Source organism: Duganella rhizosphaerae (assembly GCF_040364205.1).
GTDB classification, from domain to species: Bacteria; Pseudomonadota; Gammaproteobacteria; order Burkholderiales; family Burkholderiaceae_D; genus Rugamonas; species Rugamonas rhizosphaerae.
This window is the reverse complement of the sequence record NZ_BPWK01000002.1, coordinates 140,428-162,115: the sequence shown is the minus strand read 5'-3', so window position 1 is coordinate 162,115 and position 21,688 is coordinate 140,428. Positions and strand designations below refer to the sequence as shown.

At 65.6% G+C, this 21,688-nt stretch carries 22 protein-coding genes and 1 riboswitch; of the genes, 7 read left to right on the top strand and 15 right to left on the bottom strand.

Annotation, left to right across the window (positions count from 1 at the left end; all coding sequences use genetic code 11):
• Nucleotides 1–43 precede the first annotated feature (43 nt).
• The 7 genes from RUGAMON1_RS04615 to thiC form a co-directional block, all read right to left on the bottom strand.
• Nucleotides 44–499 carry a response regulator gene (locus tag RUGAMON1_RS04615; RefSeq protein WP_445229394.1) on the bottom strand — a complete coding sequence of 152 codons (456 nt, stop codon included), beginning with the start codon at nt 497–499 and terminating at the stop codon, nt 44–46.
• 253 nt (nt 500–752) lie between these two features.
• On the bottom strand, nt 753–1,382 hold the full coding sequence (locus RUGAMON1_RS04610; RefSeq protein WP_217945042.1) for an ANTAR domain-containing response regulator: 630 nt from the start codon (nt 1,380–1,382) through the stop codon (nt 753–755).
• Between the two features lie 70 nt (nt 1,383–1,452).
• Nucleotides 1,453–2,097, bottom strand: a complete 645-nt coding sequence (gene thiE, locus RUGAMON1_RS04605; RefSeq protein WP_445229393.1) for a thiamine phosphate synthase — start codon at nt 2,095–2,097, stop codon at nt 1,453–1,455.
• Nucleotides 2,098–2,113: 16 nt separating this feature from the next.
• On the bottom strand, nt 2,114–2,998 hold the full coding sequence (gene thiD / locus RUGAMON1_RS04600) for a bifunctional hydroxymethylpyrimidine kinase/phosphomethylpyrimidine kinase (RefSeq protein WP_445229392.1): 885 nt from the start codon (nt 2,996–2,998) through the stop codon (nt 2,114–2,116).
• On the bottom strand, nt 2,995–3,786 hold the full coding sequence (locus RUGAMON1_RS04595; RefSeq protein ID WP_445229391.1) for a thiazole synthase: 792 nt from the start codon (nt 3,784–3,786) through the stop codon (nt 2,995–2,997). Before RUGAMON1_RS04595 ends, thiD begins: the two co-directional genes overlap by 4 nt.
• A 115-nt stretch (nt 3,787–3,901) precedes the next feature.
• Nucleotides 3,902–4,105, bottom strand: coding sequence for a sulfur carrier protein ThiS (gene thiS, locus RUGAMON1_RS04590; RefSeq protein WP_445229390.1), 204 nt, complete (start codon nt 4,103–4,105; stop codon nt 3,902–3,904).
• Nucleotides 4,106–4,112: 7 nt separating this feature from the next.
• Nucleotides 4,113–6,029, bottom strand: coding sequence for a phosphomethylpyrimidine synthase ThiC (thiC, locus tag RUGAMON1_RS04585; protein ID WP_445229389.1), 1,917 nt, complete (start codon nt 6,027–6,029; stop codon nt 4,113–4,115).
• Nucleotides 6,030–6,094: 65 nt separating this feature from the next.
• A riboswitch (TPP riboswitch) is annotated at nt 6,095–6,195 on the bottom strand.
• Between the two features lie 251 nt (nt 6,196–6,446).
• Between thiC and RUGAMON1_RS04580 the strand changes: the two genes are divergently transcribed.
• Nucleotides 6,447–7,670, top strand: coding sequence for a DUF4382 domain-containing protein (locus RUGAMON1_RS04580; protein ID WP_445229388.1), 1,224 nt, complete (start codon nt 6,447–6,449; stop codon nt 7,668–7,670).
• Nucleotides 7,671–7,690: 20 nt separating this feature from the next.
• On the opposite strand, the gene RUGAMON1_RS04575 is transcribed toward RUGAMON1_RS04580, so the two are convergent.
• Nucleotides 7,691–8,563 (bottom strand): sterol desaturase family protein, encoded by an 873-nt coding sequence (locus RUGAMON1_RS04575; protein WP_445229387.1) that lies wholly within the window; start codon nt 8,561–8,563, stop codon nt 7,691–7,693.
• A gap of 120 nt (nt 8,564–8,683) precedes the next feature.
• Here RUGAMON1_RS04575 and RUGAMON1_RS04570 point away from each other — a divergent pair, with 120 nt between their 5' ends.
• The 3 genes from RUGAMON1_RS04570 to RUGAMON1_RS04560 are packed head-to-tail and all read left to right on the top strand — an operon-like array spanning nt 8,684 to nt 9,760.
• Nucleotides 8,684–9,277: a TetR/AcrR family transcriptional regulator gene (locus RUGAMON1_RS04570; protein ID WP_445229386.1), complete on the top strand. Its 594-nt coding sequence runs from the start codon at nt 8,684–8,686 to the stop codon at nt 9,275–9,277.
• Nucleotides 9,278–9,306: 29 nt separating this feature from the next.
• Nucleotides 9,307–9,513 carry a hypothetical protein gene (locus tag RUGAMON1_RS04565; RefSeq protein WP_445229385.1) on the top strand — a complete coding sequence of 69 codons (207 nt, stop codon included), beginning with the start codon at nt 9,307–9,309 and terminating at the stop codon, nt 9,511–9,513.
• Between the two features lie 13 nt (nt 9,514–9,526).
• On the top strand, nt 9,527–9,760 hold the full coding sequence (locus tag RUGAMON1_RS04560) for a type II toxin-antitoxin system HicB family antitoxin (protein ID WP_445229384.1): 234 nt from the start codon (nt 9,527–9,529) through the stop codon (nt 9,758–9,760).
• Nucleotides 9,761–9,771: 11 nt separating this feature from the next.
• On the opposite strand, the gene RUGAMON1_RS04555 is transcribed toward RUGAMON1_RS04560, so the two are convergent.
• The gene (locus RUGAMON1_RS04555) at nt 9,772–10,587 is read right to left on the bottom strand and encodes a crotonase/enoyl-CoA hydratase family protein (protein WP_445229383.1); all 816 of its coding nucleotides are present in this window, start codon (nt 10,585–10,587) and stop codon (nt 9,772–9,774) included.
• Nucleotides 10,588–10,662: 75 nt separating this feature from the next.
• Nucleotides 10,663–12,222, bottom strand: a complete 1,560-nt coding sequence (locus tag RUGAMON1_RS04550; RefSeq protein ID WP_445229382.1) for a M20/M25/M40 family metallo-hydrolase — start codon at nt 12,220–12,222, stop codon at nt 10,663–10,665.
• A gap of 188 nt (nt 12,223–12,410) precedes the next feature.
• Here RUGAMON1_RS04550 and RUGAMON1_RS04545 point away from each other — a divergent pair, with 188 nt between their 5' ends.
• Nucleotides 12,411–15,206: a valine--tRNA ligase gene (locus RUGAMON1_RS04545; protein ID WP_445229381.1), complete on the top strand. Its 2,796-nt coding sequence runs from the start codon at nt 12,411–12,413 to the stop codon at nt 15,204–15,206.
• A gap of 151 nt (nt 15,207–15,357) precedes the next feature.
• Here the strand turns inward: RUGAMON1_RS04545 and RUGAMON1_RS04540 are convergent, their stop codons facing one another.
• Nucleotides 15,358–15,783, bottom strand: a complete 426-nt coding sequence (locus RUGAMON1_RS04540) for an Lrp/AsnC family transcriptional regulator (RefSeq protein ID WP_445229380.1) — start codon at nt 15,781–15,783, stop codon at nt 15,358–15,360.
• A 124-nt stretch (nt 15,784–15,907) separates the two neighbouring features.
• Between RUGAMON1_RS04540 and RUGAMON1_RS04535 the strand changes: the two genes are divergently transcribed.
• Nucleotides 15,908–17,524, top strand: a complete 1,617-nt coding sequence (locus RUGAMON1_RS04535) for a phytoene desaturase family protein (protein WP_445229379.1) — start codon at nt 15,908–15,910, stop codon at nt 17,522–17,524.
• A gap of 24 nt (nt 17,525–17,548) precedes the next feature.
• Here the strand turns inward: RUGAMON1_RS04535 and RUGAMON1_RS04530 are convergent, their stop codons facing one another.
• Genes RUGAMON1_RS04530 through RUGAMON1_RS04520 form a run of 3 tightly spaced genes read right to left on the bottom strand, consistent with a single transcriptional unit; the run spans nt 17,549 to nt 20,155 of the window.
• Nucleotides 17,549–18,517: a threo-3-hydroxy-L-aspartate ammonia-lyase gene (locus RUGAMON1_RS04530; RefSeq protein ID WP_445229877.1), complete on the bottom strand. Its 969-nt coding sequence runs from the start codon at nt 18,515–18,517 to the stop codon at nt 17,549–17,551.
• Between the two features lie 35 nt (nt 18,518–18,552).
• Nucleotides 18,553–19,539, bottom strand: coding sequence for an ornithine cyclodeaminase family protein (locus tag RUGAMON1_RS04525; protein WP_510167295.1), 987 nt, complete (start codon nt 19,537–19,539; stop codon nt 18,553–18,555).
• Complete coding sequence (locus RUGAMON1_RS04520) at nt 19,520–20,155, bottom strand: helix-turn-helix transcriptional regulator (protein WP_445229377.1); 636 nt, start codon at nt 20,153–20,155, stop codon at nt 19,520–19,522. The genes RUGAMON1_RS04525 and RUGAMON1_RS04520 overlap by 20 nt, the downstream gene beginning before the upstream one ends.
• A 108-nt stretch (nt 20,156–20,263) precedes the next feature.
• Here RUGAMON1_RS04520 and RUGAMON1_RS04515 point away from each other — a divergent pair, with 108 nt between their 5' ends.
• On the top strand, nt 20,264–20,713 hold the full coding sequence (locus RUGAMON1_RS04515) for a DUF2147 domain-containing protein (RefSeq protein ID WP_445229376.1): 450 nt from the start codon (nt 20,264–20,266) through the stop codon (nt 20,711–20,713).
• Nucleotides 20,714–20,757: 44 nt separating this feature from the next.
• On the opposite strand, the gene RUGAMON1_RS04510 is transcribed toward RUGAMON1_RS04515, so the two are convergent.
• Entirely contained in the window at nt 20,758–21,588 is an 831-nt protein-coding gene (locus RUGAMON1_RS04510) for an FxDxF family PEP-CTERM protein (RefSeq protein WP_445229375.1), read from the bottom strand.
• Nucleotides 21,589–21,688: the final 100 nt, after the last annotated feature.

Sequence of the window (21,688 nt, the reverse complement as noted above, 5' to 3'; positions counted from 1 at the left end):
TCCGCCATGATAGCAAGCCGGGGACGATCTGTGGCGCGTACGACTACTGCGGCTCGACCGGCATCGCCGCACCGATGCCCAGCAGGTCGGACACGGTGCGCCACAGCTGGCGCGGCGAGGTCCACGGCTTGGGCAGGAAGGCGCCGCCGGCCGTGTGCCGCTCGGGATGGCGCGCCGAGTACACCAGCACGCGCGCGTCGCCCTGCTGCTGGTACAGCAGCGGCAGCAGGCTGGCGCCATCGCCGTCGGGCAGGTCGGGGTCGATCACCACCAGCGCGAACTGCTGGTGGTGCAGCATGTCGCGCGCATCGGCCAGGGTGGACGCATGGGTGACCCGGGTTTCCGGCACCAGCAGCGTCGACAGCACCAGCGCCGCATCGAAGTCCTTGTCGATATGCAGCACGCGGGGCGCTTCGGCGAAAATCGAAAAACCGATCGCGGCGCCGCCGTCCTGCTCGCTGAAGGGCCGATAGCTGTCCTGGGAATAATCGTTGGTCATAAGTGTCTCCGCACACAAAACTGATGGAAATGCGACGCTGGCAGCACGGGCTGGCAAGGCAACGCAAGGGTCGGCGGAGTTGGGCCGAAGGGAATTTGACGGTCGCAGGGAACAGGCGGCCGAAGCGGCGGCAGGCGCAGGTTGGAGGCCCCGCCGCACTACGAAGCGGGCAGGACAGGCCTGCCGCTCATGGACACAGTCTACATGAAGAGTACTGTAAAGCAAGAAAATACCGCAAATAAACCGCCGGCGTTTACTTTTTCAGACGCTGGTTGAACGCCACGTGCAGGCTGTTCAAGGTTTCCTCGGCGGCCAGCAACTGGTCGGCGACCTCGTTGACCTTGCGGCGGTTGGAGCGGGCGTGGTCGCGCAGCACCTCGAAGGCGGTGTTGCGGTCGGTCTGGAACTTGCACATCAACAGGCCGACGGCCAGGCTGGTCTCGCGGCCGGCGGCCAGCGCGGCGTTCAGATTGAGTTCGGTGCGGCGCAGCTGGCGGATTTCGTCGGCGCGCGCCAGGCCGGCGGCAAAGGCCGGCATCAGGTGTTTTTCGTCGACCGGCTTGACCAGGAAGCCCACCGCGCCATACGAGGCGGCCTGCTTGCCGGCGTCGGCGTCGCCGCGGCCGGACAGGAACATGAAGGGCACCGAGCTGGTGGCGTGCAATTGCTTGGCCAGCTCCAGCCCGTTCATGCCGGGCATGTGGATGTCGAGCAGGGCCAGGTCCGGTTCGCGCTGGGCGATCTGCTCCAGCGCTTGTTCGGCCGACGAGGCCTTGAGGATGTCGTAGCCGGCGTGGCCGAGCACCTCGCCCAGGAAATCGAGCAGCAGTGGGTCATCGTCGACGATCAGAATCAGACGCTTCGGGCTGGAAGGGACATTCATGTGGCGGCAACCTTAGGCTTAAGCTAACGCACCAATTATAAGGCGGAAAACCGCCCGTCATGCCAGCCTTTTATTGGTCGATTTTTTTGTCGGCATAAAGCCGCAGGAACGCGGCCACGGCGGCGGCTACGTCGTCGGCCTGGTAGACGCTGCTGATGGCCGCCACCATCGACGCGCCGCGCGCCGCCAGCGGCGCGGCGTTGTCCGGCGTCATGCCGCCGATCACCACGCTCGGCACGCGGATCACTTCGCGCGCCTGGTCGAGGATCTCCATCTTGGTAGTCACTGCGTATTTCTTCACGCGCGAAGGGTAGAAACCGCCGAACGCCACGTAGCTGGCGCCGGCCGCCTGCGCCGCCAGCGCGCGCGGCAGGTCGCCATAGCAGGAGGCGCCGATGATGGGGGCCGGCCCCAGCCGGGCGCGCACCTGCGCCACGTCGGCATCGGTGCCGCCCAAGTGGACGCCGTCGGCGCCGAGCTGCTCGCACAGCTCGACATAATCGTTGACGATGAAGGGCACGCCGTAGCGCCGGCACAACGCCAGCAGCGCGCCGGCTTGATCCAGGCGCTGCGCCGGGCCGGCTTCCTTGTGGCGGTATTGCAGCATCGCGACGCCCGGCTGCGCGCCCTGGGCGGCGGCCAGCGCCCGTTCGCTCAGCTCCAGCATCCGGCTGGTGTCGTCCCAGTTGGGGGTAACCAAATAAAGTCCTTGCATGATGTGCTCTCAGCTTTCAGATCAGGGGGAGGCGCTGCGGGATGCGCTGGCCGGCGGCCACCGTGTAGGCGCCGCGCAGCGCGCGATAGCAATACTGTTGCGCCAGTTCCAGCGCGCGTTCCATCGACATGCCCAGCGCCAGCTGGCCGGCGATGGCCGAAGCCAGCGTGCAGCCGCTGCCGTGGAATTCGCCGGCCAGGCGCGGCCAGCTCCAGTCGCGCGCGTCTTCCGGCGGCGCGCTGTCGGACAGGCGTGGCGCCGGCGTGGCGCCGGGGCCGAACCAGCGGTTGACCACTTGCTCGCCATGATCGTTGACGACATCATGGCCGCCGGTGATCAGCACATGGCGGCAGCCGCGCGCGCGCAAGGCCTGCGCCTGCGCGCGCGGATCGGCTTCGCCGGTCAGCGCCAGCGCTTCCGGGCCGTTGGGGGTGAGCACCGTCACCAGCGGCAGCAGCGGCGCCAGCGCCTGCACCGCGTCGTCGCGCGACAGCAGGTCGCCGTGGCCGCTGGCCAGCACCGGGTCCAGCACCACCGGCAGCTCCGGCTGGCGGGCACGCAGGCGGGCGATGATTTCGGCGATCGCCAGCGCGTTGGCGGCGCTGCCGGGAATGCCGATCTTCACCGCGCGCACCGTCACCTTGTCGAGCAGCGCCTGCGCCTGGCGCAGCACCATGGCGCCGTCGACCGGCTGCACGCCGTAGACGCGGTCGTTGTCCTGCACCGTCAGCGCGGTGGCCACGGTGAGCGCGTGCGCGCCCTGCCCGGCCACCGCCTGCAAGTCGGCAGCGATGCCGGCGCCGCCGGACGGATCGAGTCCGGCGAAAACCAGCACGCACGGGCGGGCCACCAGTTGTGCCATCAGCTGTGCCGTCATTTGCGAGGACAGGCGCTCGCTCATGCCAGCCGGCCCGCCATCGGCGAGGACGGCGAGGCGGCGAACTTGCGGGCGATGCGGCCGGCCAGGTAAGCCTCGCGGCCGGCCTGCACGCCCAGCTTCATGGCGCGCGCCATGCGCACCGGGTCGCGCGCGCCGGCGATGGCGGTGTTCATCAGCACGCCGTCGCAGCCCAGCTCCATGGCGATGGCGGCGTCCGACGCCGTGCCGACGCCGGCGTCGACCAGCACCGGCACCTTGGCCTGGTCGATGATCAGCGACAGGTTCCACGGGTTGAGGATGCCCATGCCGGAGCCGATCAGCGAGGCCAGCGGCATCACCGCGACGCAGCCGATTTCTTCGAGGATCCTGGCCTGGATCGGATCGTCGCTGCAGTAGACCATGACGTCGAAGCCGTCCTTGACCAGCGCCTCGGCGGCGATCAGGGTTTCCGGCATGTGCGGGAACAGCGTCTTCTCGTCGCCCAGCACTTCCAGCTTGACCAGCTTGTGGCCGTTCAGCAGTTCGCGCGCCATCTGCAGCGTGTAGACCGCGTCCTTGGCGGTGTAGCAGCCGGCCGTGTTGGGCAGGATGGTGTACTGCGACGGCGGCAGCACGTCCAGCAGGCTGGGCGCCTTCGGGTCCTGGCCGATGTTGACGCGGCGGATCGCCACGGTGATGATTTCCGCTTCGGCGGCGTCGGTCGCCTCGCGGGTCTGTTGCAGGTCCTTGTACTTGCCGCTGCCGACCAGCAGCCGCGATGTGTAGCTCTTGCCTGCGATGGTCAGCAGGTCTTGGGTTGATGCGTTCATGTCCGTCTCCTCGATATGCTTTACCCCGCACGCCTTTGCTTCGGCGCCAGCGCCCCAACTTAGGGGTCAGACCCCGTACGGGGTCTGACCCCGCCTGGCAGTGCGGGTCAAAAAATCAGCCGCCGCCGATGGCGCGCACGATGTCGACCTTGTCCTGCGGCTGCAGCTCGCGCTGCGGCCACTGCTGGCGCGGCACCACCGCGCGGTTGACCGCCAGCGCCAGCGCCTGCCCGGTCAACGACAAAGCGTCGATCAGTTCACCCAGCGTCTGGCGCGGCGGCACCTGGTGCGGGGCGCCGTTCAATTCGATGTCGATCATGCCGGCCTCACAACTTGCGATACAGTTCGGCGCCGTTCTTGATGAACTCCACCGCCTTGACCTGCATGCCCTGCTCCAGCGCCGCGCCGTCGGACACGCCGTTGGCCTTGGCGTACTCGCGCACTTCCTGGGTGATCTTCATCGAGCAGAAATGCGGGCCGCACATCGAGCAGAAGTGCGCCACCTTGGCCGAATCCTTGGGCAGGGTCTCGTCGTGGAATTCGCGCGCCTTGTCCGGGTCGAGGCCGATGTTGAACTGGTCGTCCCAGCGGAACTCGAAGCGCGCCTTGGACAGCGCGTTGTCGCGGATCTGCGCGCCCGGATGGCCCTTGGCCAAGTCGGCCGCGTGGGCGGCGATCTTGTAGGTGATGATGCCGTCCTTGACGTCGTTCTTGTCGGGCAGGCCCAGGTGCTCCTTCGGCGTCACGTAGCACAACATGGCGGTGCCGTACCAGCCGATCTGCGCGGCGCCGATGCCGGAGGTGATGTGGTCGTAGCCGGGCGCGATGTCGGTGGTCAAAGGGCCCAGCGTGTAGAACGGCGCTTCGTGGCACTGTTCCAGTTGCAGGTCCATGTTCTCTTTAATGAGCTGCATCGGCACGTGGCCGGGGCCTTCGATCATCACCTGCACGTCGTGCTTCCAGGCGATCTGGGTCAGTTCGCCCAGGGTCTTCAGCTCGCCCAGCTGGGCTTCGTCGTTGGCGTCGTAGATCGAGCCGGGACGCAGGCCGTCGCCCAGCGAGAACGAGACGTCGTAGGCCTTCATGATTTCGCAGATCTCTTCGAAGTGCGTGTACAGGAACGATTCCTTGTGGTGCGCCAGGCACCACTTGGCCATGATCGAGCCGCCGCGCGAGACGATGCCGGTCAGGCGCTTGGCCGTCATCGGCACGTAGCGCAGCAGCACGCCGGCGTGGATGGTGAAGTAGTCGACGCCCTGCTCGGCCTGCTCGATCAAGGTGTCGCGGAAGATTTCCCAGGTCAGGTCCTCGGCCTTGCCGTTGACCTTTTCCAGCGCCTGGTAGATCGGCACGGTGCCGATGGGCACCGGGCTGTTGCGGATGATCCACTCGCGCGTTTCGTGGATGTGCTTGCCGGTCGACAGGTCCATGACGTTGTCGCCGCCCCAGCGGATGGCCCAGGTCATCTTCTCGACTTCCTCGCCGATCGACGAGGTGACGGCGGAGTTGCCGATGTTGGCGTTGATCTTGACCAGGAAATTGCGGCCGATGATCATCGGCTCGATTTCCGGGTGGTTGATATTGGCCGGGATGATGGCGCGGCCGCGGGCGATTTCCTCGCGCACGAATTCCGGCGTGATGGTGGCCGGGATGCTGGCGCCGAACGACTGGCCCGGATGCTGGCGGCCCATCAGGTCGGCCAGGCGCTGGCCCATCGGGCCGGAGTTCTTCAGGTCTTCCATGTACTCCTGGCGGCGCAGGTTTTCGCGGATGGCGACGAACTCCATCTCGGGCGTGACGATGCCCTGGCGCGCGTAGTGCATCTGCGTGACGTTCTTGCCTTCACGGGCGCGGCGCGGCTTGCGGTGCAGGTTGAAGCGCAGCTCGGCCAGCGCCGGGTCGGCCAGGCGCGCCTGGCCGTATTCGGAGGTCGGGCCGTCCAGTTCCTCGGTGTCGTTGCGCTCCAGGATCCACGGCAGGCGCGGCGTCGCGGCCAGGCCGGAGCGGATGTCGATCACGGCGTCGGGATCGGTGTACGGGCCGGAGGTGTCGTAGACGTAGATAGCCGGATTGGCTTCGAAGCCGAACGAGGCCGGCGTGTCGGACTGGGTGATTTGGCGCATCGGCACGCGGATGTCCGGACGGCTGCCTTCGACGTAGACTTTGCGGGAATTCGGCAAGGGCTTGATGGCTGCCTCGTCCACCGTGGCGGTGGCGGAGAGGAATTTGGCGTTGGCGTTCATGTGGCTCCTTCGTTAGCTACAGGAGCCAGCAAAGGAGATTGGACGGTGCCGCTCACAGGGTGTGGCGGCGGTGTCCTAAGCTTCCCTTCGCTGGCATTATCCAGATCAGGTTCGGAGGGTATTTCTCACCCGCGCATCGCAATGCGCAGGACCCCTAGCGTGTGCCACCTTGCGGCAGCGGGGCGATTATACGCCGCGCCGCGCCGCGCGGACAACGTCGGCGTTAAAAAAAACCACAATACCTGGTATGGCGCCTGGCAGGACGCGGCAGGCGGGCCGATGTGTAACAAATGTAAAAGCCGCGCACTATGTTCGCCATCCAACATAGAAGTTTCCAAGAAGAACTCACAATATCCGCACAGCGACACGCATGTCGCCACAACAAGCGCCGCAGGCGCGACTATCTGGAGATCGATCATGAAACCAGCACACCCATCCATCTATCTTGCCGCCGTCGCGGCCTTCAGTCTGGCCGGCCTGAGCGCCTGCGGCGGCGGGGGCGGCGGCAGCGGCGATACCGCGCCGGCCACCACCATGGGCACGCTGTCGGTGTCGCTGACGGACGCGCCGTCGTGCGGCTTCGACGCCGTCAACGTCACCGTCAACAAGGTGCGCGTCCACCAGAGCAGCACGGCCAGCGACACCGACGCCGGCTGGACCGACATCACGCTGGCCCCGGCCCGCAAGATCAACCTGCTGAACCTGACCAACGGCACGCTGGAGGCGCTGGGTCAGACGTCGCTGAGCGCGGGCCACTACACGCAGTTGCGGTTGGTGCTCGATCCCAACACCGGCAACGGCCTGGCCAACTCCGTGCTCGTCAGCGGCGGCACCAGCGAGCAATCGCTGGATACGCCGAGCGCGGTCCAAAGCGGCATCAAGCTGGTCAACGCCTTCGACGTCGCCGCCGGCCAGCGCGTCGACCTGGTGCTGGACTTCGACGCCTGCAAATCCATCGTCACCAAGGGCAATGGCAAGTACGCGCTGAAGCCGGTGGTGAAGGTGATTCCGACCACGCTGAACGGCATCGGCGGCTTTGTCTCGACCGCGCTGCTGGGCAGCCACGTGATGGTGTCGGCGCAGCAGAACGGCGCCATCGTCAGCGCCACCACGCCCAACGCCGTCACCGGCGAGTTCGCACTGAGTCGCCTGCCGCTGGGTAACTACGACGTGGTGGTCACGGCCGACGGCAGCGCCGCCGCCGTGGTCGGCACGGTGCCGGTGACCAGCACCACGGCCACGGTCGCGATCAGCACCGCCGCCGCGCCGATCACGCTGCCGGCGGCCACCACCGGCAGCATCGGCGGCGCCGTCGCCTTGACCCCGGCCAGCAGCACCGCCACCGCCTACGTCGCCGCCAAGCAAAGCTTCGTGGCCGGGCCGACGGTCACCATCAAATACCAGGGCGCCGACCTGGCCAGCGGCAGCTACACGCTGAGCGGCCTGCCGGTCAGCGCGCCACGGTACGCGGTGTACAGCGCCACGCTGCCGCTGCAATTTGCCAGCGCCGCCACGGTGCTGCCCGGCCCCGGTAAATACCTGGTCGAGGCCTCGGCCGAGGGCTACACCACGGCCAGCCTGCCGCTGGTCGATATCTCGCTGACCAACCAGAGCAACGTCAACTTCAACCTGAAGCCGTAAGCGCCGGCTGGCTTGCCCTGCTAGCGGAAGGGCAAGCCCAGCAACCTGGCCCATTGGCGATCGCCGGGATAGCGATCGCGGTCGTCGACGCCCAGCCGTTGCGGCGCGGCGGCCGGCAGGCGGAAGGTGCCGAACAGCTGGTCCCAGATCGAGACGGTGGCGCCATAGTTGCCGGCCTCGTCCCGGTTTGCGCTGTGGTGGAAACGGTGCAGCTCGGTGCCGACCAGCAGCCGGTTGAACCACCCCGCCCTGGCGTCGACATTGAAGTGCGACACCAGGCCCTGGAAGCCGTTGAACACCGAGGCCGCGAACACGGCCGCCGGCGAGAAGCCGAACAGGATGGCGGGCAGCATCAGCAACACGCGGACGTAGGCGCTGTTGATCGGGTGTCCCACCACGTGCATGAACACATAGACTTCGCCGGGCAGGTGGTGGACCGCATGGGTCTTCCACAGCCAGCGGCCCAGCGCGCCCCGCCCTTCGTGGCTGTAGCGGTGCAGCCAGTACCAGAGGAAATCCGACAGCAGCACCGCGCACACCGCTTCGACCTGCCACGGCAGCGTGCTCCGATGCAGCGGCAGCCCGGCATGACGGCCGGCCAGCCAGGTCACGACGTAGGTGGTGGCGGCGATGGTGGCGCCGTTGACGACCAGCATCGGCAGGTCGCGCATGAAAAACGAGGCCCGGGTCATATTCCATTCGCGGCGCAGCGGCGCGATGCGCTCGAGCAGCACCATGGTCGCGATCATGCCCAGCAAATAAGCCGGATAGGCCTTGCCGAGCGGCCCGAGCCGGCCGCCGACCGAGGCGTGGATGAAGGCCAGCGTGGCGGCCAGCGCGAGCGGGTAAAACAGGTAGCGCCACCAGCGCGCGGGGACGTGGGTATCGGACATGGATTAAACTCCTGAAGTGGACAGGTGTCCATGATCGTCCCCGCTTCCCTGCCGCGACAGCGCGCAGGCCGGGGCGATGTCCGTTAGCAGACATCCACCCGCTTTATGTCCAGGAACGCCATGACCGCCAGCAAACCAGAACCGGACCGCCGCGTCCTCAAAACCAAGGCGGCGCTGCGCGACGCGATGCTGGACTTGATGGCGCCGCGCGGCTGGGACGAGATGACCATCCAGGAAATTTGCGACCGGGCCAACGTGGGTCGATCGACCTTCTACATGCACTACCAGAGCAAGGACGAGCTGCTGGCGGAAGGCATGAACGACTTGCGCGACATGATCGCGGCGCAGGCGGCGCAGGCTGGCCACGCGGACTGTCGCTTCCTGCCCGGGCTGCTGGAGCACATGGCGCAGCAGCGCGAAGTGTTCCGCGCCGCCATCGGCCGCCGTGGCGGACACGGCGTCGCGCGCCGCTTCAGGACCATGGTGTGCCAGCTGGTGGAGATCGAACTGCAACGGAGGAAGCATCCGGCAGCGGCGCATCCGTGGGTGGCCCGCTTCGTGGCCGGCGGCGTCGTCGAGGCGATGGCGTGGTGGGTGGACGCACCAGAACCGCCGTCGATCGCCACCATGCAGCGCGAGCTCGACGCGCTTGCCGAGGCATCTCTGGGCGGCAAGAACAGCATGGCCGTGACGGCCGTCGCGAGCAACGTCTAAGACTTGCAGTGGTTTGCAGGTGTTTGCTCATGCCGGATACCCCTCTGCGCCACGGCAAACTGCGCTCCCGAAAAATCGGTTCTGATAAGGTAAATCCAAGCTCTGTGCTGAGCTTGACCTACCCAATCGAGAGCAATACGATGAACACTGCGGAAAAGCTGTTTGCCGCCATGTCGGCTCATCCACAGGACTGGCCATTAAACCTGTTTATGTGCGCCAATTTGTGGCGTTTGTAAAAGGGAGCTCGCGATGAACAACCTGGATGAATATCCTTATGAAATCCGCCCGTTGACACAGGACGAAGGCGGAGGTTTTCTAATCAGTTATCCGGACTTCTCCGTCTGCATCTCCGACGGTGAGACGGTGGAGGAAGCCATTGTCAACGGACGTGACGCGTTAATCGCGACTATCACAGCTCTGCAACTCGAAAACCTGCCTGTGCCAGCCCCACATAGTGGCGCTAAAACGAACAAAATTGCCTAGCAATTCATTCTCTAATCCTTGAATGCTGGCGGGCGCTTGCTCATCCCGGACATCATGGCTTCCTGCAAATCGGCCGACATCAGCATGGCGGCGTTCCAGGTGGCGTTGTAGTTGAGGCCGTCTGCCACCGAGTGGTCGCGGGCGTAGGTGATCATTTCCTTCACGCCGCGGATCGCCAGCGGCGCCTTGGCCGCGATTTCGGCGGCGATCGCGCGCACGCCTACACGCAGCGCTTCCGGCGTGTCGTACACGCGGTTGACCAGACGGATCTCTTTCGCTTCGGCCGCGTCGACCTTGCGCGCCGTGTAGGCCAGTTCGCGCGCCATGCCGTCGCCGATCAGCCTAGGCAGGCGCTGCAGGGTGCCGACGTCGGCGGTCATGCCGATGTCGATCTCCTTGATGGTGAACCAGGCGTCGGCCGAGCAGTAGCGCATGTCGGCGCAGCAGATCAGGTCGATGCCGCCGCCGACGCAGGCGCCGTGCACGGCGGCCAGCACCGGCTTGCGGCAGCGCTCCAGGCTGGTCAGCGTGTCCTGCAGGTCGAGGATCACGCGGCGCAGGTTCTCGCGCGTGCGGCCGTCGCAGTCGTCGCGGATCTGCGGGCCCAGGCCCATCATCATCTGCAGGTCGATGCCGGCGGTGAAGGCCTTGCCCTCGCCTTCCAGGATCGCCACGCGGATCTCCGGCGTGGCGTCGATGTGCTGGAAGGCGCTGCGGATGTCGTTCCACATCGCCAGGTTCATGGCGTTCAATTTTTCCGGACGGTTCAGGCGCACGGTGGCGATATGGTCTTCAACGCTGAGGGTCACGGTTTCAAAGCTGGGCATCGGGGTCTCCTGTTATGTATCGCTCAAGAATACCCCAGGTGGGGCGGCCGCAACAAGCCGGCCGCCCCATCATCTCTATTGCTGCGGGTAGGTCACGGTCAGCGTGTAGCTCGATGCCGAGTAGCCGTTCAACAGCACGTAGGCGTTGCCGTTGGCGCTGTACGACACGCTGCAGCTCTCGGTGCTGGTCGGGCCGTCGGACTTGCAGTCGTAGCTGGCGGTGCTGGCCGGGCCGGCCTTGCGCACGTACAGGTCGGTGTCGCCGCTGCCGCTGAGCGTGGCCTTGAAGCTGCCGTTGGCCGCCACCGCATACGGACCGTAGGCGCGGGTCTGGCCCTTGGTCAGGGTGCCGGTGAAGGTCTCGGTGTGGTCGGCCGGCGGCGTCACGCCGGCGCCGTCGCTGCCCAGCTCGACCGCGTAGGCCAGCGCCATGCGCGCGAACTTGAGCGCGTGGTCGGCCTGGTTGCCGGTGTTGGCGTAGGTGTCGTTGGCGGTGTGGATGTAGGGATCGTCCTCGCCCATCGCCGCCTCGAACGGCATCGACGACCAGTAGCCGGCCGAGGTCCACGACGCATGGTCGGAGCAGGCGTAGCCGCACTTGTCGTAGCCGATCTTCAGGGTCGGCAGGTAGGTCGTGATCAGGTTGCCGACGAAGGTGTTCTGCGCGCTGTCGGTGTAGTCGGTGTACAGGTAGATGTCGTTGACCGATCCCTTGTAGTTGGTCATGTCGAGCTGCATCACGCCGACCACGTTGACGTTGTTGGCCTTGTGGTTCTGGGCGATGTCCTGCGAGCCGCGCAGGCCCACTTCCTCGGCGGCGTAGCCGATCATCTTGATGGTGCGGCGCGGCTTGTAGCCGCTGGCGATCATCACCCGCAGCACCTCGGTCATGCTGGCGATGCCGGAGGCGTCGTCGTCGGCGCCGGGCGCCTTGGTGGTCTCGCTGGTGCCGGACTGGTTGATCGAATCGAGGTGGCCGCCCAGCACCACCACTTCGTTCGGATTGTCGGTGCCGGTGATGGTCAGGATCACCGATTTCTGCGGCCAGGACGCGTGCGTGTACTGGGTCACGGCGATGTCGCTGCGGCCGGCCGCCATGGTGGTCCAGCGCTGCTTGAGCCAGTTCGACGCGTTGACGCCGTTGTTGGTGGTGTAGTAGCGGTTGGCGTAGGACGACATGTCGACGATGGTCTGGCCGATGTTACTGGCCTGCATTTGCGTCAGCATGGGATTGACCACGCTCTGCTGGTCGATCACGTAGGACGGCCGCGCCGCGGCCAGCTGCGCAGCACGGCCCTGGCCCTGGGCCTTGGCCGGCGTCAGCGCGGCGATGCCGGCCGCCTCGCTGGCGTGGAACATGAAGCCGCCGCAACGGCGCAGCTTGCGGTGCACGGCGGCCGACAACGCGAGCATCTGCTGCTCGTCGACTTCGACCAGGTGCAGTTTCTCCTGGCCGGCCGAGGCCGCGAAGCTGGCACGGCTTTCGCGCGCCAGCACCTGTGGTGCGACTTTTTGCAATTGCGCATAGGCGGCGTCGCCGACGCTGATCCAGACCTTGTCGGATTGGGCCAGCGCGGAAGCCGATGCACCGGCGAATAAGCCTGCGATCAGCACAGCAATGATGCGAGTTGTCATTTCCGTCTCCATGTCAAAAAAACATTATTAGGACAGGCAACGGTATGCTCTTCGATGGGCCGAGTCAAAAAACTTGCGTAATTCGACATCCGGACCGGAAATGTCCAGAGTTTAACAAGCCGCTAATGTGCTCGTGGCTTGCCGCGTCATCTATAATGGCTGTTTTCCCAAATTTAATCTGCCAAATCATGGAATTAGCCAAGTCTTTCGAGCCTGCCGACATTGAACAATTCTGGCGTACCGAGTGGGAACAGCGCGGTTACTACACCGCCACCATCGACGCCGGCAAACCTTCTTTCAGCACCCAGCTGCCGCCGCCGAACGTGACCGGCACCCTGCACATGGGCCATGCCTTCAACCAGACCATCATGGACGGCCTGACCCGCTACCACCGCATGCTGGGGCATAACACCGCCTGGATCCCGGGCACCGACCACGCCGGCATCGCCACCCAGATCGTGGTGGAGCGCCAGCTGGACGCGCAGAAAATCTCGCGCCACGACCTCGGCCGCGAAGAGTTCGTCAAGAAAGTCTGGGAGTGGAAAGAGAAATCCGGCTCCACCATCACCGGCCAGATGCGCCGCCTGGGCACCTCGCCGGACTGGAAACGCGAATACTTCACGATGGACGAGCCGCGTTCGAAGGTCGTCACCGACGTCTTCGTGCGCCTGCACGAGCAGGGCCTGATCTACCGCGGCAAGCGCCTGGTCAACTGGGATCCGGTGCTGGGCACCGCCGTCTCCGACCTGGAAGTGGTGTCGGAAGAGGAAGACGGTTCGATGTGGTACATCAAGTACCCGCTGGCCGATGGCAGCGGCACACTGACCGTGGCCACCACCCGTCCTGAAACCATGCTGGGCGACGTCGCCGTGGCGGTGGACCCGACCGACGAGCGCTACCTGCCGCTGGTCGGCAAGATGCTCAAGCTGCCGCTGACCGACCGCGAAATCCCGATCATCGCCGACGAATACGTCGACAAGGAATTCGGCACCGGCTGCGTCAAGATCACCCCTGCGCACGACCTGAACGACTACGCCGTCGGCCAGCGCCACAAGCTGCCGCTGCTGACCATCATGACGCTGGAAGCGAAGATCAACGACGAAGCGCCGGAAGCGTATCGCGGCATGGACCGCTTCGTGGCGCGCAAGCAGATCGTCGCCGACCTGGACGCGCAAGGCCTGCTGGAACAAGTCAAGCCGCACAAGCTGATGGTGCCGCGCGGCGATCGCACCGGCGTCATCATCGAACCGATGCTGACCGACCAGTGGTTCGTCGCCATGAGCAAGCCGGCGCCGGAAGGCACTTTCTTCCCGGGCAAATCGATCGCCGAAACCGCGCTGGACAAGGTCGCCAGCGGCGAGATCAAGTTCGTGCCGGAAAACTGGAGCACCACCTACAACCAGTGGCTCAACAACATCCAGGACTGGTGCATCTCGCGTCAGCTGTGGTGGGGCCACCAAATCCCGGCCTGGTACGACGAGGCCGGCAACATCTTCGTCGCCAAGACCGAAGCCGAAGCGATCGCGCAGGCGGCCGCCAAGGGCAGCACCGGCCCGCTGCGCCGCGACAACGACGTGCTCGACACGTGGTTCTCGTCCGCGCTGGTACCGTTCTCCACGCTGGGCTGGCCGGAAGAAACGCCTGACATCAAGGCCTTCCTGCCGTCGTCGGTGCTGGTGACCGGTTTCGACATCATCTTCTTCTGGGTGGCGCGCATGGTCATGATGACCGCGCACTTCACCGGCAAAGTACCGTTCGAGACCGTGTACGTGCACGGCCTGGTGCGCGACTCGACCGGCCAGAAGATGTCCAAGTCCAAGGGCAACACGCTGGATCCGATCGACCTGATCGACGGCATCGGCATCGATGCGCTGGTGGAGAAACGCACCACCGGCCTGATGAACCCGAAAGACGCCACCAAGATCGAAAAGGCCACCCGCAAGGAGTTCCCAGAGGGCATCGCCGCCTACGGTACCGATGCGGTGCGCTTCACGATGGCGTCCTACGCCTCGCTGGGCCGCAACATCAACTTCGACCTGGGCCGCGCCGAAGGCTATCGCAACTTCTGCAACAAGCTGTGGAACGCCACCCGCTTCGTGCTGATGAACACCGAAGACAAGGATTGCAGCGCGAGCGTGGCCGACCTGTCGAACGCCGACAAGTGGATCATCTCGCTGCTGCAAAAAGCCGAGCTGGACGTGGCCAAGGGCTTCGAAGACTACCGCTTCGACAACATCGCCTCGACCATCTACAAGTTCGTCTGGGACGAGTACTGCGACTGGTATCTGGAAGTGGCCAAGGTCCAGGTGCAAAGCGGCACCGAAGGCCAGCAACGCGCCACCCGCCACACGCTGCTGCGCGTGCTGGAAGTGGTGCTGCGCCTGGCGCATCCGATCATTCCGTTCGTCACCGAAGCGCTGTGGCAGGCTGTCGCGCCGCTGGCCGGCAAAACTGGCGATTCGATCATGATGCAGCCTTACCCGATCGCCAACACCGCCGCCATCGATGAATCGGCCGAGGCCTGGATGCAGCAGCTGAAGGCGCTGACCGATGCGACCCGCAACCTGCGCGGCGAAATGCAGCTGGCGCCGTCGCTGCGCGTGCCGCTGATCGTCGAGCCGACCAATGCGGCCGACAAGGCGGCGATGGAAGTGTTCGCACCGTACATCCAGTCGCTGGGCAAGCTGGCCGAAGTGCAGATCGTCGATGCGCTGCCGGAATCGCCGGCCGCCGTGTCCATCGTCGGCACGACCAAGCTGATGCTGAAGGTGGAGATCGACGTGAAGGCCGAGCGCGAGCGTCTGGCCAAGGAGATCGCCCGCGTTGAAGGCGAGATCAACAAGGCCAACGGCAAGCTGTCGAACGAGAGCTTCGTCGCCCGCGCGCCGGCCGAGGTGGTGGCGCAGGAGAAGGAACGCGTTGCCAACTTCTCGGCCACGCTGGACAAGATGCGCGAGCAATTCGCCAAGCTGCCAGCCGCCTGATAAGTTCAGCGCTGCAAAGCAAGAGCCGCCCGGTGCAAGCCGCGCGGCTTTTTTTTTACCCCGCACAGCAAGGTGGGGTCTGACCCCGTACGGGGTCAGACCCCTAAGCGGTATCGCTGGCGTATTGCTTACGCATGCGGGGTTGTCGGAGCTAGCGGTCGATGCGGGTCGTCATCAGAATCGAGGTGGCGGTGCGCTCCACGCCGTCGAGCGCACCGATGCGGTCGACCACGCCGTCCAGTTCTTCCACCGAGCCGGCTTCCACGCCGGCGATGAAATCGTATATCCCGTTCACCGAATGCAGCGTGCGCACATGGGCGAGCTTGCGCAAGGCGCTTTCGATGCCGGGCGTCAGCTTGGGCGTGGCCGTGATCATCACCAGCGCGCGCACCAGTCCGGCACGATAGTCGGCGCTGGTGCGCACCGTGTAGCCGATCACGACGCCGGAACGCTCCAGCCGGTCGATGCGGCTTTGCACCGTCGTGCGCGACAGCCCGAGCTTGCGCGCCAGCTCGCTCGTGGTGGCGCGCGCGTTTTCGCGCAGCAAGGCCAGCAGTTGCTGATCGATATCGTCCATATTTTTCCTTTTGCCGAGATATTCGTCATTTTGCTCAGTATATTCCCGCAGTTCGTCCGCTTGCGCAATGCAATTTGCCGAAACCGTCAGCACAATGATGCTACTGAATTCGAGGAGAGTATCGATGCGCGACGTGATCATTATCGGCGGCGGCCACAACGGCCTGGTGTGTGCCCACTACTTGGCCAAGGCGGGCTTGAAGGTGACGGTGCTGGAACAACGCACCGTGGTCGGCGGCGCAGCGGTGACCGAGGAATTCCATCCGGGCTTCCGCAACTCCGTGGCGGCGTACACCGTGTCGCTGCTCAATCCCAAGGTGATCCGCGACCTGGAGCTGGTCAAGCATGGGTTGAAGATCGTCGAACGCCCGCTGTCGAACTTCCTGCCGCTGGACGACGGCCGCTATCTTAAAATCGGCCCCGGCAAGACCGCCGAGGAAGTAGCCAAGTTTTCCCAGCGTGACGCCGACCGCCTGCAAGCTTATGGCGAACATCTGGAGGTCGCCGCCGAACTGCTGCGCGACACGGTGCTGCAAACGCCGCCCAACCTGGTCCAGGGCAACTGGCTCAGCGCCCTGCCCGAACTGATCAAGGCCGGCGGCCTGGGCAACCGCATGCGCAAGCTTCCGCTGGCCACCCAGCGCGAACTGCTCGACCTGTTCACCAAATCGGCCGGCGACTATCTGGATGGCTGGTTCGACAGCGCGCCGATCAAGGCCGCCTTCGGCTTCGACAGCATCGTCGGCAACTACGCCAGCCCGTACACGCCCGGTTCCGCCTACGTGCTGCTGCACCATGTGTTCGGCGAGGTGAACGGCAAGAAAGGCGCGTGGGGCCATGCCATCGGCGGCATGGGCGCCATCACGCAGGCGATGGCCAAGGCGGCCGAAGAGCGCGGGGTCGAGATCCGCACCGGCTGCGGCGTGCGCGAAGTGCTACTGAGTCAGGATCAAGGCCGGGGCCGCGCGGTGGGCGTCGTCACCGCGCAAGGCGAGCGGCTCGATGCGCGGGTGGTGGTGTCCAACCTGAATCCGCGCCTGCTGTACACGTCATTGGTCGATCCGGCCGCCCTGCCCGCCGACTTCCTGCGCCGCATGGAAGGCTGGCGTTGCGGCTCCGGCACCTTCCGCATGAACGTGGCGCTGTCGGAGCTGCCGGACTTCAGCTGCCTGCCCGGCAAGGCGATGGCGGAACATCATGGCAGCGGCATCATCATCGCCCCCAGCCTCGACTACATGGAGCGGGCCTACCACGACGCCCGCGCGCTGGGCTGGGCGCGCAAACCGATCGTCGAGGTGTTGATTCCGTCCACGCTGGACCCTACGCTGGCGCCGCCCGGCCAGCATGTCGCCAGCCTGTTCTGTCAGCACGTTGCGCCGCAGCTGCCCGACGGCGCCAGCTGGGACGAGCACCGCGACACCGTGGCCGACTTGATGATCGATACGGTCAACAAGTACGCGCCCAACTTCAAGCAGTCCGTGCTGGGCCGGCAGATCATGAGTCCGCTCGACCTGGAGCGCACCTTCGGCCTGGTCGGCGGCGACATCTTCCACGGCGCGCTGGGGCTGGACCAGCTGTTCTCGGCGCGGCCGATGCTGGGTCACGCCGACTATCGCGGCCCGATCGCCGGCCTGTACACCTGCGGCGCCGGCACCCACCCCGGCGGAGGCGTGACCGGCGCGCCGGGGCACAACGCGGCGCACGAGATACTGCGCGACTTCAAGCAGAAAAAATATGCCTGAAAAATAGGCCTGATATATAGCTGGCTAGTGCGCCAGCAAGGCGGCGTAACGGTCGATGTCGACGTTGCCGCCGCTGATGATCACGCCGATGCGCTGGCCTTGCAGCTGGTCCTTCATCGCCCGCGCGGCGGCGAAGCCCAGGCAGCCGGTCGGCTCCACCACCATCTTCATGCGCGCCGCGATGAAGCGCATTTCGTGGCGCAGCTGCTCGTCGCTGACGGTCAGGATATCGTCCACATCGCGCTTGATGATGGGGAAAGTCAGGTTGCCCAGGTGCTGGGTCTGCGCGCCGTCGGCGATGGTCTTGGGCGTTTCGATATGCACGATGCTGCCGCTGCGGAACGATTGCTGGCCGTCGTTGCCCGCTTCCGGCTCCACGCCGTAGATCCTGGTCGACGGCGAGATCGCGCGCGCCGCCAGCGCCGAGCCGCTCAGCAAACCGCCACCGCCCAGGCAGACGAACAGCGCGTCCAGGTGGCCCACGGTCTCCAGCAATTCCTTGGCCGCCGTGCCCTGCCCGGCGATCACGTCCGGATGGTCGTAGGGCGGGATCAGCGTCAGGCCGTGCTTGTGCGCCAGGTCGCGGCCGATCTGTTCGCGGTCTTCGGTGTAGCGGTCGTAGCTCACCACTTGCGCGCCGTAGCCGCGCGTGGCGGCAACCTTCGAGGCCGGTGCGTCCAGCGGCATGACGATGGTGGCCGGAATGCCCAGCAATTTGGCCGCCAGCGCGATCGCCTGCGCATGGTTCCCCGACGAAAACGCCACCACGCCGGCGCGGCGCTGCTCGGGCGTGAAGCGCGCCAGCGCGTTGTAGCCGCCGCGGAATTTGAACGCGCCCATGCGCTGCATGTTCTCGCATTTGAAGAACACCTCGGCGCCCAGCTCTTCATTGGCGGTGCGCGAGGTGGCCACCGGCGTATGGTGGGCGTGGCCGGCGATGCGTTCCGATGCGGCGAGCACGTCGGCGTAGGTAGGGAGTTTCAGTTCGCTCATCATGTTCCTCGTATTTCCTCGTATTTTTTCTAGTCTTACCAGGGCCAGGCGATGTTGCTGCCCGTGCCAGTTGCCAAAGCGCGCCGCTGCAGCATGCGCGCCACCGAAAGATCCTGCAGGGCGATGCCCGTCATGTCGAAGATGGTGATGGCGTCCGCCGCGATGCCGTGGCGCGCGGGCGCGTCGGCCGCCAGCAGCGCACCCAATTCCTGCACCGGGGTTTGCGGCGCCCATTGCAGCTCGCCGATGCTGAGCGCCTGCGCCAGGTCGTCGACCCAGATGTCGGCCAGCGCCAGCATGCCTTCCGGCAGTTCGCGCTTGCCGCGCGTGTCGCTGCCGACGCAGTTCAAATGGGTGCCGGAACGCACGGCCTGCGCCGAGAACAGCGCGCCGCGTCCGGTGGTGGCGGTGATGACGATGTCGCTCGCCGCCACCGCCGCGTCGGCGCTGGCGCCGGGGGCGATGTCACAGCGCTGCGCGAAGCGCGCTTCAAATTGGGGATCGCGGCGGCCGTCCGATGTCAGGTAGAACACCTGCCGCAAGCCGGGCAGCACGCGCAGCGCGTAGTCGACATGCGCCGTGCCCTGCACACCGGTGCCAAACACGCACAGCGTCGCGCTGTCCGGCCGCGCCAGCGCCAGCAAGCCCAGGGCGCCGGCGGCGGCGGTGCGGGTGGTGGTGACGGCGTTGCCGTCGATCAGGCATTGCGGCCGTCCGCTGGCCGGGTCGAACAGCATGATCGTGGCCTGGTGGCCGTCGGCGCCGTGCTGGCGGTTGCCGGGCCAGAAGCCGGCCGCCTTCATGCCCAGCAGGTCCTGCGTCATCACGCCGCCGGACTTGATGCCGAACACGCCGGCCGGCAGCGCCTCGCGCACCAGCGGGAAGATGCGGCCGTCGCCGCTGGCGTGCAGCCGGAAGGATTCGCGCACGGCGGCCAGTACCTCGTCGGGCTGCAACAGCGCGGCGGCCTGGTCGCGGTCCAGCAGCAGCAGGGTGGCGTGGTTATTGGACATCGCGGGCATCGTTGTACACCGTGGCGCGCGAGACGTTCAGGTAATTGGCGACGATATCCATGGCGCGGCGCACATCGCCCAGGCCGGATTCCTTCAGCTCGCGCATCAGCGCCTTGCGTTCCTCGGCCTTCAGCGCGCGCGGCGTGGTGGCCAGGCGCGCGGCAAACTGGTCGATGCGGGCGCGAATGGCGTCGGCGCCGGCCGGCTCCAGCGTCTCGCGCACGGCGGAATCGTTGTCGACCGCGCTGAACTGGGTCAGCAGGGTGTTCAGGCTGCGGAACACCGTCAGGTCGACGTTCATGCACAGCGCGGCGACGTACCGGCCTTCGCTGTCCTTGATGCCGATCGAGGTGCTTTTGGCGCGGCGGCCGTCGGCGAAGGTGTTGGGGTAGTTGGCGATCACCTGGGCGACGTCGGGATCGGCGGCGCGCGCCAGCCCCAGCTCGGTGGCCGGCGCGCCGATCGCGCGGCCGGACAGGTTGTTGTGGATCGCCAGGATGGCGTGCTCGGGATCGGTCAGATCGTGCAGCACCACTTCGCAGAACGGCGCCAGGGTCTTGCCCAGGCCGTCGGCGACCTGGCGCATCTGTTCGAGCAGGTTATGCTGTTCGGGTGTCTTTTTCATTTACACATATTATCTTGTTTTAGATTATTTGTGTAAAAACCACGAAAATAGTACGACCGGTCATTTTCTTGCTACACTCTTCGGACAAAAAATCACCTGGAGACTCACATGCGTACTTTGAAATTCCTGGGCCTGGCGGTTGCGGCCCTGCTGTCCATCGCCCCCGCCTTCGCCGACGACGCCTCGCCCATCGGCCTGTGGAAAAATATCGACGACGTCAGCGGCAAGCCCAAGGCGCTGATCCGCATCACCGAAAGCAACGGCGCGCTGCAGGGCAAGATCGAACAACTGTTCCGCGCACCAAGCGAAGACCAGAATCCGAAATGCGAAAAGTGCGAAGGCGCGCGCAAGGATCAACCGGTCATCGGCCTGGTGATCATGACCGGCTTGAAAAAAGACGGCGACGAATATAACGGCGGCGAGATCCTCGACCCGGACAACGGCAAGGTCTACCGCAGCAAAATGCACCTGACCGACAGCGGCAAGAAACTGAGCGTGCGCGGCTACATCGGCGTGCCGATGCTGGGCCGCTCGCAAGTGTGGGTGCGCCAGGAATAAACGCGCGCGACATTCCCGGCGCAGGTGTCACTTAAGCGCCGGTGTTAAGCGCCACTGCCCTTGCGGCGGCGCGCGACAAAACCCAGCAGGCCGAGGCCGCCCAACAGCATCGCATAGGTTTCCGGCTCCGGCACGGCCGTCACCGAGATATCGAGGCGGCCGATGGATTGCTGGTTATTGAAGTTCAGCGCGGTCCAGTCGAAGTTGGCCGGCACGTAATTGCCGTCGTCGACAAAGCTCAGGTATGGATTGCCGGTCGCGACATGCACCACGCCGTGCTCGTCTATCCCCTGGTTCGGCCCCTTCTGCCCACCGCCGATGCCGTAGGCGCCATTGGCCAGCGAGTAAGCAAAGTTGTTCTGCTCGGTGCCGGCATCGTACACATGGCCGGCGCCGCCCAGCGCCAGCGACAACTGGCCGCCCGCCGCCAGCGACGACAGGTCGATCGCCTTGGCGTTGTCATTACCAATAAAGAAATCGTTGCTGAGCACGACCATCGCGGCGTAGCTCAGGTAGCGGTTGGCGCCGTTCAGGTCGACGTTGTGCAGCGTGAACGTGCTGCTGGCGCCGGGGAAGCGCGGGCCGTTCGGCAGCGTGGTCTGGCGGCCGCCGGCGACCTGGCTGGCGAAGTTGGAGGTCAGCACGCCGGCGTTGCCGTCCTCGGCGGCGCGCTCGATCGCCACCGACGCCGCGCCGCCCACATCAAAGCTGTCGAAGCTGCCGTTATGCAGGCCCAGCCACAGCGGCGCGACGCCGACACCGCCTGCCGGCGCGGTATTGGTGAAGGTGAAGGTGACGTCGGCCGCCTGGGCGGCGCAGGCGGACAGGCCGATGCTGGCGGCCAGCACGGTCTTGGCGAGAAAGTAAGGTTTCATCTGAGGTCTTCCTTGGTTATGTGAACGGGATGCCGCGCCCATGCGCGGCTCGTGTTGGTCACATGACATCACCCCGTCCTTACAAACATTTCTTTTTTAT